Annotated in this window: 11 protein-coding genes and 1 pseudogene; 2 read left to right on the top strand and 10 right to left on the bottom strand. The window is 30.4% G+C overall.

Features of this window, described 5'->3' with window-relative positions:
* Positions 1–15: 15 nt before the first annotated feature.
* On the bottom strand, positions 16–1,830 hold the full coding sequence (locus HMPREF2930_RS05720) for an acyltransferase family protein (RefSeq protein ID WP_017175832.1): 1,815 nt from the start codon (positions 1,828–1,830) through the stop codon (positions 16–18).
* A gap of 485 nt (positions 1,831–2,315) precedes the next feature.
* On the bottom strand, positions 2,316–2,624 hold the full coding sequence (locus HMPREF2930_RS05715) for a metal-sulfur cluster assembly factor (protein WP_002448080.1): 309 nt from the start codon (positions 2,622–2,624) through the stop codon (positions 2,316–2,318).
* A gap of 119 nt (positions 2,625–2,743) precedes the next feature.
* On the opposite strand from HMPREF2930_RS05715, the gene HMPREF2930_RS05710 reads away from it, so the two are divergent.
* The gene (locus tag HMPREF2930_RS05710; RefSeq protein ID WP_017175833.1) at positions 2,744–3,565 is read left to right on the top strand and encodes a Cof-type HAD-IIB family hydrolase; all 822 of its coding nucleotides are present in this window, start codon (positions 2,744–2,746) and stop codon (positions 3,563–3,565) included.
* Positions 3,566–3,647: 82 nt separating this feature from the next.
* Positions 3,648–4,970: a CoA-disulfide reductase gene (locus HMPREF2930_RS05705; protein WP_017175834.1), complete on the top strand. Its 1,323-nt coding sequence runs from the start codon at positions 3,648–3,650 to the stop codon at positions 4,968–4,970.
* 40 nt (positions 4,971–5,010) lie between these two features.
* Here the strand turns inward: HMPREF2930_RS05705 and HMPREF2930_RS05700 are convergent, their stop codons facing one another.
* From HMPREF2930_RS05700 to HMPREF2930_RS05665, 8 genes and pseudogenes are all read right to left on the bottom strand, one after another.
* Positions 5,011–5,412, bottom strand: coding sequence for a YisL family protein (locus HMPREF2930_RS05700; protein ID WP_017175835.1), 402 nt, complete (start codon positions 5,410–5,412; stop codon positions 5,011–5,013).
* 129 nt (positions 5,413–5,541) lie between these two features.
* A complete protein-coding gene (locus HMPREF2930_RS05695; protein WP_017175836.1) occupies positions 5,542–6,444 on the bottom strand; it encodes a fumarylacetoacetate hydrolase family protein in 903 nt (300 codons plus the stop codon).
* A 126-nt stretch (positions 6,445–6,570) separates the two neighbouring features.
* On the bottom strand, positions 6,571–10,236 hold the full coding sequence (gene addA / locus HMPREF2930_RS05690; protein WP_017175837.1) for a helicase-exonuclease AddAB subunit AddA: 3,666 nt from the start codon (positions 10,234–10,236) through the stop codon (positions 6,571–6,573).
* Positions 10,229–13,717 (bottom strand): helicase-exonuclease AddAB subunit AddB, encoded by a 3,489-nt coding sequence (gene addB / locus HMPREF2930_RS05685; RefSeq protein ID WP_017175838.1) that lies wholly within the window; start codon positions 13,715–13,717, stop codon positions 10,229–10,231. Before addB ends, addA begins: the two co-directional genes overlap by 8 nt.
* A 128-nt stretch (positions 13,718–13,845) precedes the next feature.
* Complete coding sequence (gene lepB / locus HMPREF2930_RS05680; protein ID WP_017175839.1) at positions 13,846–14,412, bottom strand: signal peptidase I; 567 nt, start codon at positions 14,410–14,412, stop codon at positions 13,846–13,848.
* 14 nt (positions 14,413–14,426) lie between these two features.
* The gene (gene lepB / locus HMPREF2930_RS05675; RefSeq protein WP_017175840.1) at positions 14,427–14,951 is read right to left on the bottom strand and encodes a signal peptidase I; all 525 of its coding nucleotides are present in this window, start codon (positions 14,949–14,951) and stop codon (positions 14,427–14,429) included.
* 4 nt (positions 14,952–14,955) lie between these two features.
* Positions 14,956–15,531: a TVP38/TMEM64 family protein gene (locus HMPREF2930_RS05670; RefSeq protein WP_029376805.1), complete on the bottom strand. Its 576-nt coding sequence runs from the start codon at positions 15,529–15,531 to the stop codon at positions 14,956–14,958.
* A 368-nt stretch (positions 15,532–15,899) separates the two neighbouring features.
* A pseudogene (locus HMPREF2930_RS05665) lies at positions 15,900–16,370 on the bottom strand (glucose-6-phosphate isomerase); the annotation flags it as partial.

Below are 16,370 nucleotides of genomic sequence, written 5' to 3'. Positions count from 1 at the left end.
ATCCTTTTTAATTATTTATTTTTTAGTCATATTTTTTAGTATTTCATCCGATAATGCTTGTACCCCACTATGTTCTAAGTGCACACCATCAGATGCAAAATATTCAGTGTGACCGGCAGAACGTTTATACCAGTCTACTAAAACAACATTTTTATGTCGCTTAGCTGCGTCTGAAAGTTGTTTATTTACATTATCTTGCCAGCTTCTCGGTACCCTTGTATTAACTAAATATATTTTAGCTTTACCAAATTTACTAATAAGTTGATCAAGCTCATCTTGAGTAAAATCTCCATTTGTACCAAGTTCTAATACAACTTGATTTGATGGTTTATTATAATTAGTATAATTATTTGCAACTATCAGGGCTTCTTGTAAATGACGACCTACTTTACCATCTATAGTTGCTTTAGGAACTTGAGATTTAAATTCTTCACCAATATCTACCATAACTGAATCGCCAATAAGTAATGGGCTGATATTTGTGTAAACTTTATCTTTATTCTCACTCTTACTTGTTTGTCCATTTAACTTAATATTTTCACCGGGCATCATTTTGACTAAATATTTATCAGCAGTACTTGTATTAAAACTGTTTGCTTTATTTGCAATTTCATCTTTTCCAAATCGATCAAATGCACCCATAAATATTAATAACAATGGAATCACAGCTATGATAGTAACGATTGTTCTTATAAATTTAGGTTTACGTAATCGGTCAAAAGAAAATGCACTTAATCCTTCACGTCTAAATGGTGTTTCAATATAACGATAAGATAATTCCGCAAACACCACAGTTAATAGTATATCTAAGATATATACATATATTGGTAACTGACCATCAACAAAATGTATATGTAGAAAACTAATGACGGCGAAATGCCATAAGTATAAACTATATGAACGTTTTCCGATATACACTAACAAAGGATGTCCTAAAAATTTAGCAATCATTGTAGATGGGTGAACGACACTTGCAATAACAAATAATGTCACTAAAGATATCAAATAAAACCCACCATTGTATATCCAATCACTATCGTCATTAACTGTAAAGAATAAAATAATTAAGATAAGTAGGCTACCTATACCAATACCATCTATTGCACGACGTAATCGTTGTGGTGGATTAGCTTTTAATTTAAATGGTGGCCAAACAAATGCTAATATGACGCCTAATAATAATGTTTGTAAACGAGTATCTGTACCAAAATAAACACGTGAATATCCCACATTTGGTTGTGATATAATGACCATTTCTAATAAAGAGGCCAATGATACTATCCAAAATATAAGTGTCACATTACGATATTTTTTAATCGTAAGTAATAATATCACTAAAACGAATGGGAAAAATAAATAAAATTGTTCTTCGATAGCAAGAGACCATAAATGTTTAAGAGGCATGAATGAAAATTGTTCAAAATAGTTAACATCTTTAGCGATATACCACCAATTTGAAACATAAAATAACGCCGCAATAATATCATGTTTAACTCTAATAATTTGTTGAGGTTCAAATAATAAGGTCGCAATACCTACTGTTATTAATAAAGCTATCACCGCTGGCAGTAGACGTTTTATGCGTCTAATCCAAAATTGTTTAAGATTAATAATTCCTTTTTCTTCATACTCTCTCAAAAGTAAACTTGTAATTAAGTATCCTGAAATGACGAAGAAAGTATCTACGCCAATAAAACCTCCAGTTAGCCACTTTCTATTCAAATGATATATAATGATGCCTAATACGGCAATTGCTCTTAGACCATCTAAACCAGGCATATAGCGCATTTTTATTTTATCATGAACGCCCTTTTCTAAATTTTGTTTCATTGTTCACATTCTTTCCCTATTAAATAATAAATTTTCAATAAATTCATTAGATATAAAAGCACTAAAATCAGAATAACAATAAAGTTAATTATAGAAATTTGTATGTATGATTGGTCATTCTATAGTCTATGAATTTAATATACTGTATAATATGATTCTGTGTTTTATACTAAGTTGACTGAAAATTTGATATACAATTAAATAAAATATAAATTCATTTTCATTGATTAATTCTTAATTGTTGAAAATTATACTTTTCTTAAGATATAAGTCTTATGTATTGTAGTATAACCTAGAAGTAAATTCAATTTATATTACAATTGTGTCATTTCTTTTTTACTCATTTAAAAATAAAATTGTCACATTCTTATATATTAAAAAAGAGAGTAGAAGAAAAATTCATCCCCTACTCTCTATTAAATATTGTATGAAGCTCTTCATAATAAAGAGCTTCATACAATTAATGCTGTCGAGCTCACTTAAATTTATCCAACGCCTAATGCGATTTTTGCATATCTAGACATCATATCTTTATTCCATGGCGGATTCCAAACAATATTAACTTCTGTATCTTGAATCTCTGGAATTTCGGCTAATACTGTCTTAATTTGATCGATGATTTGTGGTCCAAGTGGACAGCCCATAGATGTAAGTGTCATCTCTACAGTACATAATCCTTCATCATCAACATTTACTTTATATACTAAACCTAAATTAACAATGTCTATACCTAATTCAGGGTCAATTACCATTTCCAAAGCGCCAAGGATACTATCTTTTAATGCTTCTTCCATTAGTATCACCTCTCAATAATTATCTTTACACTAATATATCAAATATCCGACAAAACGCCAATAAAATGCTATGATACAAATAAACTAATATTTATGAACTGTAATGCAAGGAGATATTTATGAAACCTTATTTAATTTGTTTAGATTTAGATGGAACATTATTAAATGATAATAAAGAAATTAGTGATTATACAAAAAAAGTTTTAACTTCCTTACAAAAACAAGGTCATTACTTGATGATTGCAACTGGACGTCCTTATCGTGCAAGCCAAATATATTATCATGAACTTAACATGAATACACCTATTGTTAATTTTAATGGTGCCTATGTTCATCATCCAAAAGCAGATGACTTTGAAACCAAACATGAGGTATTAGATGTAGACATCGCTAGAAGTATGATAGAGGCACTTCAAAAAGCTAATGTTACAAACATTATTGCTGAAGTGAGAGACAGTGTCTTTATCAATGACCATGATCCTCGATTATTTGAAGGTTTTTCAATGGGCAATCCTAAAATCCAAACAGGCAATTTATTAGAAAAACTTGATGAATCTCCAACTTCCATATTAGTGGAAGCTGAAGAAGTGAATATCACACGTATTAAACAAATGTTAACTCGTTTTTATGCTGAAAATATTGAACATCGTCGTTGGGGTGCACCTTTTCCTGTTATTGAAATCGTAAAACGAGGTATTAGTAAAGCTCGTGGCATTGACTATGTTAAATCATATTTAAATATAGATTCTTCTAATATTATTGCATTTGGAGATGAAGATAATGATTTAGAAATGATTAAATATGCTCAATACGGAATTGCTATGGACAATGGTTTAGATGATTTAAAACATATCGCTAATCATATCACTTATTCCAATAACGAAGATGGAATTGGGCGTTACCTAAATGAATTTTTCAAACTAGAAATACCTTATCAATAATAAAAATGAGAGTACTTAAAGTAAGATTCTAAAAATTATAATTGTATCTTACTTGTTTACTTCTTAGTTATGGAGGATATGTATGGCTAAAATTATTATAGTTGGTGCTGTTGCTGGAGGCGCAACATGTGCAAGTCAAATTCGTCGCTTAGATAAAGAAAGCGACATTATCATTTTTGAAAAAGATCGAGATATGAGTTTTGCTAATTGTGGTTTACCTTACTATATTGGACATCTCGTTTCTGATCGTCATCAAATATTGCCTATTACACCAGACATTTTTAAAGAGAAGAAAAATATTGTAGTTAAAACACATCATGAAGTAATTGAAGTAAACGATCAACAACATGTCGTACGTGTATTAAATCATCAAACAGGCGAAACATTCGACGAAACTTATGACAAATTAATCTTAAGTCCTGGCGCTAGTGCGAATACTCTTGGATTTACTAATAATTTTACTTTCACTCTAAGAAATGCAGAAGATATGGACCAAATCGATCAATATATTTCTCGTCATAAAGCTAAGCGAGCATTAGTTGTCGGTGCTGGTTACATTTCATTAGAAGTATTAGAAAACCTTTATCAACGTGGTCTTGATGTGACATGGATTCATCGTTCAGATAAAGTCAATAAATTAATGGACCAAGATATGAATGCAGCCATTTTTAGCGAAATTGATCAAAGAAACATTTCATATAGATTAAATGAAGAAATTGAATCAATTCAAGCGCATACTGTTTATTTTAAATCTGGTATACATGAAGATTTCGATATCATTATTGAAGGTATAGGAACTCATCCTAATTCATCATTTTTACGTTCATCAAATATTCATATAGATAAACAAGGTTTTATTCCTGTTGATGATTGCTTTAAAACAAATATACCTGATATTTATGCTCTAGGTGATGTCATCACCTCACATTATCGCCATGTAAATATGAATGCTCAAGTACCTTTAGCTTGGGGTGCTCATCGTGCAGCAAGTATTATAGCAGAACAACTCTCAGGTAATAAACATATTACATTTAAAGGTTTTCTTGGTTCAAATATTGTAAAATTTTTTGACTACACTTTTGCGAGCGTAGGAATAAAACCTGAAGAATTAAGTCTATTTAATTATGAGATGGTTGAAATTAAGTCTGGTGCACACGCAGGATATTACCCAGGTAATACACCCCTACACTTACGTGTCTATTTTAATAAAGACAATAGACAATTAATACGCGCCGCAGCAGTTGGAAAACAAGGCGCCGATAAACGTATTGATATTTTATCAATGGCTATGATGAATCAACTTACAGTAGATGAATTGGCTGAATTTGAAGTTGCCTATGCGCCTCCTTATAGTCATCCTAAAGATTTAATCAATATGATTGGTTACAAAGCACGCAATATATAAAAAGAATCGTTTGAGTAGACACTCAAACGATTCTTTTTACTTAACTTAAACCGAACATTTTAGATAATGGACCCCATGGTAAGATAATTCCAAGAGCCATAGTAATAATAATTAAAATAATTGTTGCCCAAAATAAGCCATGACTAGGTGCATGTTTTTTTCTTTTAGCTAATGATACTTCCATTAAAGCAACAACACCTAAGCCACATAACATTTTTAAAGTAAGAAGCATGTGGTTGCCACCTTCACCATGACTCGCTGCCATAAACTCTTCAATTAATTCCCAAAATCCTGAGAATATTGTAAGGAGCATAAAGACTCTAAGCCCCATATGTAATGATTTAAAAGTTGGTGTTGGCCCCTGTGATTTTGAAATGTGTAAAAATGCAATAATATATAACACAATGGTTAAAACCCAACTCACAATATGCATATGTAACAAGACTTGATTACCTCCAATATTTATAATCACTTTCTTTTAATTATCATAACATATTTCCACTTTTTAAGTATTAAAATTTAAAAAGGAGAGAAGCCTTAGCTTCTCTCCTTTTAAACATAACTAGCATTATTATTTGGCAATATAAGTTGTCAAAGTACCAATGTTATCAATAGTTACTTTAACTTCATCACCTGGTTGTAAGAATTTTGGTGGTTGTAATCCAGCTCCTACACCCGCTGGAGTACCGGTTGCAATGATATCACCAGGATGTAAAGCAACATATTTAGAAATTTCTTGAATTAAGTCATCAATTTTATTAATCATTTGACTAGTGTTTCCATCTTGGCGAATTTCATTATTCACTTTAGTGACAATATTAACATTTTCTGGAGTAGGTAATTCATCTTTAGTAACAATATATGGTCCCATTGGGCAACCACCTGTTAAACTTTTAGATAAGAATGCTTGATCTTGTGCATTTTGAGCAGTGCGGTCTGTAATATCATTAATGATAGTATAGCCATAGACATAATCTAATGCTAAGCCTTTAGGAATCTTTTCGCCATATTTACCGATCACAATTCCTAATTCACCTTCGTAATCTAACTGATCTGTAATATCTTTATGATTTGGAATTGTTGCGTTATCACCAGTTAAAGAAGAAGCTGCTTTAGTGAACACATATAAACGTTGCACTTCATGATTTAACTCAGAGGCATGATCTTTATAGTTACGACCAAAAGCAATAACATTATTCGGTGGTGTTACAGGAGGTAAAAATTCAATATCATTAAATGAGAATTTATACTGATCTGCTTTTCCACTATTTTCAACAGCTACTATTGCTTTACGTACTTGTTCTTGGAAATCAAGTGTTTGGTTTTGTTGTAAACCTTCAAGTAGCGTTTGTGGATGGAAGTCTCCTTCACCAAATTCAGCAAAAATTTGTTTTAAATCCCATACAGCGTCTTCACGCTTTACTTTAACGCCATATGATTCAGCGTTATTGTATTTGAATGATAAAAATTTCATTCATTATCAACTCCTCATCTATATCTTATTTCATATTATAACTTTAATTATTAATAAATAACAAATATATATGTCTGAAATTTTAGAAATTTGACGCATCTTTTCTAAAATAAAATAAGATTGATATTATAAAGCATCTTCAATGCTCATCTCACCGAATTGGAAGAAATATAAATAGCCGTTCACTCTTTTATTTAGTATTGTTTCTAAGGTGTTTTTGTAATATTTCATTTGAATTTTATACTTATCACGTAATTGTATTCCAATCTCTTGATCCGTCAGCCCTCTTCTTCGATTAAAAGCATCTGTTTTGTAATCTACAAAATAATATTGATTATCTTTAATAAAAATCAAATCAATCATACCTTGGATAATGGAGACATCTTCATCTAAATCTGGTATTTCATCTACACGTGCTTGATTAACTACAAATGGTAGCTCTCTGTATACTTCATCAGCTTGTGCAATTTTCATATATAAGTCACTACGAATAAATTCCATAATTCTTTCAAATTGGATATCTTTTTTAGCGTCTTCTTCAATAATGTGTTGATCAATTAACATATGAATATAGTCATCTAACTCTATTTCAGTTAATCGTTGTTCTCTAAATGGAAGATGCTGCATAACGGTATGCATCAATGTACCAATTTCATTAGCTTTACGTTTTCTTTCTTGTCTTAAGAATTTAGGACGTTCATAAGTATAAGCACCAATGCGATATTGTCTTACTCTATCGTAACTTGTTCCATCTTCTTTAGTTTCTAATTGACGTTTTAATTCAGATACAGATTGTTTTGATGGCTTTTGAGTATTTTTTATAAATGGATACTTAAACGTTAATTGATGAATCATTTGTTGTTCGTTTTCTTTATTATTCGGAGCCTCTTCTTCAATATCATTGATAGTTCGATGTAATGTCTCATTTGAATCACTTATTAAAGATAATTCATCAAAATGAATGATTTTCAAATCTACATATGGTTTCAAACTGTCATCTAATTGATTGATAGATGTCTCAAATTGATAATCGGATGTGATAGATTGAGATAAGTGTTTCGCTAAAATACTATATACCAGATTAAAAGGTCGTTCTACTGATAATCTTTTATGAAGTGCAATGAGTTGATTTGAAATAGGCAAACGTTCATACTTTCTTAACTTTTCTTCTTTATCTACCGTTCCAATTAGAATGAGCTGTTCTTTTGCACGAGTTAATGCCACATACATTAAACGCATCTCTTCAGAAATCAATTCTTTTTCTGTTAACGATTTAACAACTACAGATGAAAGTGATGGATAAGAAATATTATCTGTTAAATCATAGTACTCCATTCCTAAACCATATTTTTGATTTAATACTAAAGGTTTCCGAATATCTTCTTTATTAAAATTCTTAGAAAGACCAGAATAAATAACATATGGAAACTCTAAACCTTTACTACTATGAATTGTCATCATTCGAACTACATTATCATTAGGTCCTATCACATTTTCTTCACCAAAATCTTTTTTACGCTCTATCAATTCATCGATAAATCTTATAAATTGATAAAGTCCTCTAAACGTAGAGTTTTCAAATTCTATTGCTTTATTAAACAATCCAAAAAGATTAGCACGTCTGCCTTTACCACCAATCAGTCCGCTAAAATATTGAATGACATAATGATCATTATAGAACTTATCAATTAACTGATACACAGGATGTGTTTGCCCATAATCTTGATATAAATGTATATCTTCAATAAAACGACGTAATTTATCAACTAATTGTGTGTTAGCTTGATCATATTTTATATAGTGTAAAATTGATTGATAAAAGTAATCATCATTTGAACTGACTACTCGAATTTCAGCAAGTTCATCTTCAGTAAATTGATAAATAACAGAGCGCATTAACCCAACTAGATAAATATCTTGCAATGGGTTATCAATCGTTCTAAGAAACGATAGTACTAGTCGTACTTCCGTTTGTTCAAAATAACCTTCCTTACTATTAACATGGAACGGAATATTATTATCTTTAAATACTTTTTGCAAACGTCTAGCATTACTCATTCCACGTTCTAAAATAACAATATCTTTATAAGTTGCTTTACGATAGGCATTGTTTTTCGCATCGTAAACGAGTTTATTATCAAGGATATGCTTTACTTGTTCAACTACATAATATGCTTCTTGTTCCTGTCTATCTAAGTCTGTGTCCTCATTTTCAGATTTAATCAGCGCATGTAATTCGAGTGGCATTGGTTTTTCTGGATAATAATGAGCGCCGAAATATAAACGCGCATCGACATCATAATTAATTTCTCCAACCGCTTCATCCATCATATGATCAAAAAGATAATTAGTCGTTGAAAGTACTTCCTTTCTTGAGCGGAAGTTATTAGATAAGTCAATTCGAAGTCCCGTTTGTTGCCCTTCTTTAGTGAATCGATGATATTTACTCATAAACAATGTAGGATCCGCTTGTCTAAACTTATAAATAGATTGCTTTACGTCTCCCACCATAAATAAGTTGCCATCTAATTCATCACCACGTTTGATAGTAGATATAATTGCCTCTTGTACCTGATTGGTATCTTGATATTCATCAATAAGTATTTCTTCAAATTGATGACGATAATCTTTAGCGATAGTAGAAGGCATCCCGTTTTCATCTGTTAATATTTGTAAGGCAAAATGTTCATAATCTGCAAAGTCTAGTACATTTCTACTACGTTTTTTCTTAGCAAAATCATTAATGATATCTTTAATGATTTGAACTAAATATTTTATCCGAGGCGCTAACTGTTTCATATCGTCTTTAAGTTCATCTACTGACCGCATTAAATATTTATTTTTTACATCTTGAATGGTTTCATTATATTCTTTATAGAAAGATTTAATATCTTCAAGTGTCTCTAAATCTTCATTTTCTTTTTTTATTTTTGATGACATTTGTGGAAATTTTTCAGGTGTATGATTAAGAAGTGCATCTCTATTCAAAACACCATCTTCTAATATGCTTTGACATATCATTTTCTCTCTTTGGACAACTTCTAAATGTTTTTCAACAGCATTACAATAGGATAAAAGATTTTCTGCTTCAAGAAGTGAGTCAAATGCTGCTTTCATATATATTTCTGCAAGTATTTTTAATTCTTTAAGGTAGTCTTGTTGCTTCTCATCATTCTCGTAAGGATCAACTAATGAATCTAACCATTTAAATGGTGAAGGATTAGCTATACTAAAATAATAAAATCGCTTTAACATTTCTCTAAATCCATCGTCATTTCTATCATTTGATAGTTGTTCGACTAAAGTCAAAAATTCAATATCAGGATTTTCATAATGATGTTCTAGTACTTCATCAATTGATTGCTCCAATAAAAGTACGTTTTCTACTTCACTAATCGTTCTAAAATTAGGGTCTAGTTGGATAACATCATAATGTTGTTGAATCACCTTTAAACAAAAACTATGCAGTGTAGAAATTTGAGCTTGATGTATTTTTATACGTTGACTTTTTAAGTGTTCATTCTTAGGATCCTCTAATGAAGCTTGTTGAATACGTTGTTCTACACGATGTTTCATCTCTCTAGCACTTAAGTTCGTAAATGTTACTACAAGTAATTTATCAACATCTACTTCATCTCTTAAGATTTTTTGAATAATACGTTCAACTAGAACAGCTGTTTTTCCTGAGCCAGCAGCTGCTGCAACTAGTATATCTTGTCCTTTTGCATATATACTGTTCCATTGTGCATCCGTCCATTGTGCGTCTTTAGGTTTTATCGGAATATTATTCATTGTCCTCACCGCTTTCTAATTCGACCTCTTGAATTGCTTGAATTGGATTAATCGATTCATCTACATGGCGATAATGTTTACTATCAATAAGGCTATCTACGTGACATACTGACTGGAAACTACAAAATTCACATGGTAATTTGTCTTCAAATTTAAGTGGAGCTACTTCTGTATGACCATCCATAATATTTGAAGCAGTCTCAATAAAATTATTTTTATTGTGTTGAATAAATTTATGAATCGTTGTTTCATCAGCAACTTGGCTTCCCCGTGCACTAATACCTCCATCTTTTTTTAATGTCACGGGTACAATATCTGATTTAGATATCTCGTTAAGTCTTATATCCATAGCATCGATAACTTCAGCATCACTATTGATTAATCCTTTTAATTTATATTCTTTTAGAATAGCTTGATGAATATTTTTCTTATTTAATGCCTCTTCAGTTAAATCGCCCCATTTTTCAAATTTCAAACGTTCATCATGAATGTGGAAATATAACAATCCACCTGGTTTAACCTCTGAACTTAAACCAAGTCGCTCTGAATTTTGTAATACGATATCCATATACGTCATCATTTGCATCTGTTTACCATAATAAACTTTTTTCAAATTTAAATTGGCGCTATGATTAGATGATTTATAATCAATAATATTTACAAAACTTGTATTATTTTTTGTATAAGTATCGATACGATCAATTTGTCCACGAATATGAATCGGAACCCCTTGTGTCGTCATTAAGGGATGTGCAATCAACTCTTCTTCAGTTCTTGGTTTCTTTCTAAAAGCAGTTTCAAAACGTTTTGGTCTAAATTTTGTATTCTCATTTTGATAACGAAGTGCCTTTAAAGTACTTTCAACAATGACACCTATACGTTTAGATACATAACGATAATATGCATTGGAATCCATTAAATTAAATTGCACTTGTGGTAAAACATGTTGTAGAGCTTCTTCTGTAAGTGCATGGATTTTCTGATTATCCAGTTGACTAAATTCTCCGTTTACTTTATCCGAAATATATTTTAAAGCATTATGAAAAATATTACCTAAATCAAAACTTTCAAGTTGATATTTGGTACGTTCATTTAAACGAAGACCGTAAGTAGTATAATGTTGGAACGGGCAATCATTATAACCTTCAAATCGTGAAACACTAGCATTAATAGACGTTCCATATAATGCTTCTGACAATTGTGGTGTGAGTTGAATGGTTTCATTATCATATGTTAATGCTGTTGATAAATAGTTTATACTGTCATTTAATTCTTCATTTTCACTTATAACTTTATAAGCATCAAGCCACGTATCTGCTACCGCTTCTTCTTCCAACCACGATTTCAATGCTTCAAATAAATGAATTTTAGTTTGATGTGGATGTTCCATTAATGTAAGAGGATAAGCATGATGCAGATAATGAATATTTTGGATATCCAAATTACTGAACAATGCTTGAATCTGATTTAAAAATGGACTTTTCTCTTTTTCATCTCCTTGCATCCCCATAAGACTATATGAAAAAGTCATTTGTTCACATGCACGTGTCATAGCAATATAGCATACAAATGCTTCATCCATTTGTAAGATATCAGAGGTTGGACTTAATTCAACACTTCCCTGTTCCTCTAACAAACGTTTTTCTTCATCAGTGATTAAGCTTGAAGATGACATGGGCTGTGGCATCACTCCATCATTCATCCCAACCATATAAACGTGTTTTTTATTATCAACTTTTGCTAAATCCATAGTCCCTATGCTCACTTGATCCAATGTTTGAGGAATCATTACAAATTCGAGTTGTTCAAGTCCAATGTCAAATACTTCTAAGAATCGATTTATACTCATTTCTTCTTCTTCAAATACTGTGACTAAATCATCTAGTATTTGTATTAATCCATTCCATAATTGGTCAATTTCTTCTGCTTTCTCATGGTCCCCTTTTAAATCTAGTTCATCACGGTGAGCCATTAAATATTTAGGTAAATCAAAAGCTTCCATTGTTTCATAAAATGCAGTTGCATAATCTCTAACATTTTTAGAGTGAAGCATGGCTTGTTCAAAACGAAGTATTTTATTTACAACATCATCCTTTAAGCGTACGACGTCTTCAAATGCTTCTTTTTCTTCTTCAGTTAATTGATGCGCTTTACGTCCCATTTTTGTAAAATTATCGATATTAAACAATTTATCATCTAACCATTTTTTACCGTAAATACCTCGTTCAATGACAAAGTTTTCTAATAGATCAATTAAGTAACTACTATTTTTAAATTGATGAGATAAAATATTGGTTTTAAATAGTCTCATCATTGGACTAAGCCCCATATTACTTTGGATAACTTCTAATAAAGAACGTATCATTTCCATTATAGGATGATGTGTCATCGATTTTTTAGTATCAATATTATAAGGAATATCGTATTGTGGCAAAATAGATTCAAATAGATAGGCATATGTTTCATCTCTATATAAAATTGCAATATCTTGATATCTAAAGTGTTTATCACGTGTATCTTTAATAATACGTCGTGCTATTTCATTAACTTCTTCTCTCATATTCGATGACTCAAGTAAATCAATATAACCATGTGATTGAGTTGGATTAACTTGAAGTGCGTCAAATTGTTGTTCTAATTGTAATAAATCTTTATTTTTGAAACGATATGGTGTTGTAAAATAATGTTCATTTAAAGGTATATGTAATTCATTTGCAATTTCTTTTAAGTGAATAAGTACGTCAGAAGGTTTTCTAAACATACTAAAGTGATCTTCATTACCATCTGTAGTTAATAATATAGTAACTTGTTTAGCATTTTGTACTAATGCTTTAATAATTTGATATTCAAGTGTTGAAAAGTTATAAAATCCATCTATATAAATATCAGCATGCTTAATCCACTCAGATTTGTGCATTATTTCAATAAAATAATTAAGACTGTCTTCAGCGGTAATAAATTCTCCATTTAATCGTTCTTCAAAATAATGATAAATAAGCGAAATATCTTCTAGTTTATGTCGGGTTCTTGTTTGTAATTCATTATCTTCTAAAAATGAATCAAGTTGATGAGGTGTTACAGAATATTTCTTAAAATCTTGGATTTGTTCACTTAATTTTTCACTAAAACCATAATAATCTGCTTGAGATTGATATAATTTCATTTCTGATTTGTGTTGTTGAACGATATTGAATATCATCATTTCAATAGCTGCTTTAGTTAAACGTGTTTCAGTTAATCCTCCGAGTTCTTGAAAGATTCTATAGCTCAAACGTTCAAAATGTAAAACTTCCGTTCTTAAACTCCCGTTTAACTCTCGATCATTTACGAAAGATTGCTCCAATTGAAACGTACTTTGGGTAGGTGCAATCAAAATGATAGGATCTCCAAGAGGATTTTCTTTCATTTGTTGTTTAATATTTTTAATCATATGATACGATTTACCGGTACCAGCTCTTCCAAGATATGTATTTAATTCCATTATCTACACACTCCTTTAAACTCATTTTACCACGGAACATACGTTCTTAAAAAGTAAAGTAGATAAAATAAAAGTAGAATGTGAATTCACCTGAATTGACATTCTACTTTCATTTTTAAATTGATATCCTACTTATCTGGATTAAAATTAAATTTAAAATCATTTAGTGGCCAAAATCTAAATGATACTTTACCGACGATTTGTTGTTTATCTATTAATCCAAACGCTCTACTATCTTTACTAACTTCACGATTATCTCCTAATACTAAGTATTTATTTTTAGGAATAACGTTAGACTTAGGATGAGCATTAAGAAGATCCTTAGTTTCAAAAGATCCTGTAATGTACTCTCCTTGTTTATGTTTTTCATTATAGTCTAAGTAAGGCTCATTTACTTTTTTTCCATTAACATATAGCTGATCTTTTTTATATGTCACACTATCTCCTGGTACGCCTATCACTCTTTTAACATAGTCATCAGATTTATTAGCATGGAAAACAATAACATTTCCTTTTTTTATGTTTCCTACCTTATAACCTAAAATGTTAACCATTACATGTTGTCCATCTTTTAATGTTGGATCCATAGAGTCGCCTTTTATTGTATAGGATTTGGCAACAAAAGTGACTACAAGCCATACGAGCAATAAGCCTACAGCTATCGCAACAATCCATTCTGTTATTTCTTTTTTCAAATATAACACCTCATCTATTTATTAAACTCATAGTTGAATGATCTAAAAGGATAATACCTTAGACATACATTTCCTATAACATCACTTTTTTTAATTAATCCATATTTTCTCGAATCAGTTAATGTATTACTATTATCATTCAACACTAAAAATGAGTCAGGTGGAATAATATCCCCATCAGTATTTTCTAAATCTCGTAATGCGAAATCATTAATATCTCTATTTTTAGCATAATATTTATTCACTTGTCTATCATCTTTATATAATTTACCATGCCTTATTTCTACCGATTCGCCTGCTTTCCCAATAATACGGCTAAAATGAATTTGATCATGATGGCGATACATAATAATATCGCCTTCATTTAATAAATTAAATGTCACTTTCAATTTATTAATCATTATATAATCATTTTTATTTAGAGTGGGGGCCATCTCATTAGTATGAACAATTGCACTTCTTAGTAAAAAATTTTGGATAAATATCACAAAAATAATTGCTAAAATAATGGAGATACTCGTACTTATAATTCGACGCAAAATGTCACTCCTCATGTGTTCCCATAAAATGTTTTTCAACTCTTTTTCCAATAAACCATATGACTATAGTAACAATAATTAAAATAATTGCTCTTATAGGATGGGTTAAAAATGTAGTCACTTCTCTACCCATCACTGCTAAAAATGAGATGGAAATAAACTTTGAAAATAATAAAATAATAAAATAATTCTTCATTTTAATATGAGAAAAACTAGCTACAAAGTTTACTACTGTATTAGGTGTAAATGGAAAACACATTAATATAAAAATAGGAACAAGTCCTTGTTTATCTATAAAATGTGTAAGTTTTTTCACACCTTTTTTTGCTTTAACTCTTTGCATAAAAGATGAATCAACGAATTTCCTAAAAAAATAAAATACAGTAAATGTCCCAGCGACGATCCCTAACCAACTAATAATGGTTCCTGTAATAAAACCATAAGCATGAACATTTAAGATGACATATAGAGTTAAAGGAAAAACAGGAATCATAGCTCTTAAATAGAGAATAATAAAACCTGCAAAGTATCCTAATTGTTGTAACACATTAAACCAATGTTCAATTTGATGAAACACTATATCATCAAATCCTTTCTTGAAATTTCATCATTCTCTATTGAGTATAAAATTATTTTACACTCTTTTCTTAAAAAAACTATTAATTCAATAAGAAATCAGTCACAAGTACTAGATAACAGATTTAACATTAGTCATATTAATCATTTAAAAGAGAGTGAGACTGAATTCAAAACGAATTCAGTTTCCTTCTCTTGACCCCATCTTACGTTAAACAAAAACTTCTTTTTATGAAAGTCTAGTATGTTGAAAAAGATTGATATAAGTATATATTCAATTGAGTCATTGACTGCCAATATATAAAAAATGCCTAAGACAGCTCATCATGTCCTAGGCTTTAAACTATCATTTTATTTAAATTTATGTTGATATTATAAACGTTCTTCTAATTCTTTTTTCTTATCTTCATAACCTGGTTTACCAAGTAAAGCAAACATATTTTGTTTATAAGCTTCTACACCAGGTTGGTTAAATGGATTAACACCTAATTGATAGCCACTCATCGCACAAGCTAATTCAAAGAAGTAAACAACATAACCGAATGTTTCTTCATCTAAACGTGGGATATTCACAACGATATTAGGAACGCCACCATCAGTATGAGCTAATAACGTACCTTCAAATGCTTTTGTATTAACTTCATCGATTGTTTTTCCAGCTAAATAATTTAAGCCATCTAAATCGTCATCATCTTTTTCAATTGTAATATCATGTTTAGGTTGATTTACTTTTACAACAGTTTCAAATAAGAAACGGCGTCCTTCTTGAACGTACTGACCTAATGAATGTAAATCAGTAGTATAGTTTGCGCTTGAAGGATAAATACCTTTAAAGTCTTTACC

Origin of the sequence: Staphylococcus sp. HMSC068C09 (assembly GCF_001813735.1) — a bacterium.
Lineage (GTDB): Bacteria > Bacillota > Bacilli > Staphylococcales > Staphylococcaceae > Staphylococcus > Staphylococcus hominis.
This window is presented reverse-complemented; position numbering and strand designations above follow the sequence as displayed.

Bases quoted from the DNA above. Each gene is read 5' to 3' on its own strand.
- HMPREF2930_RS05695 (WP_017175836.1), bottom strand. From the start codon at position 6,444: ATGAAATTTTTATCATTCAAATACAATAACGCTGAATCATATGGCGTT.
- addB (WP_017175838.1), bottom strand. From the start codon at position 13,717: ATGGAATTAAATACATATCTTGGAAGAGCTGGTACCGGTAAATCGTAT.
- HMPREF2930_RS05710 (WP_017175833.1), top strand. From the start codon at position 2,744: ATGAAACCTTATTTAATTTGTTTAGATTTAGATGGAACATTATTAAAT.
- HMPREF2930_RS05705 (WP_017175834.1), top strand. From the start codon at position 3,648: ATGGCTAAAATTATTATAGTTGGTGCTGTTGCTGGAGGCGCAACATGT.
- addA (WP_017175837.1), bottom strand. From the start codon at position 10,236: ATGAATAATATTCCGATAAAACCTAAAGACGCACAATGGACGGATGCA.
- HMPREF2930_RS05715 (WP_002448080.1), bottom strand. From the start codon at position 2,624: ATGGAAGAAGCATTAAAAGATAGTATCCTTGGCGCTTTGGAAATGGTA.
- HMPREF2930_RS05720 (WP_017175832.1), bottom strand. From the start codon at position 1,830: ATGAAACAAAATTTAGAAAAGGGCGTTCATGATAAAATAAAAATGCGC.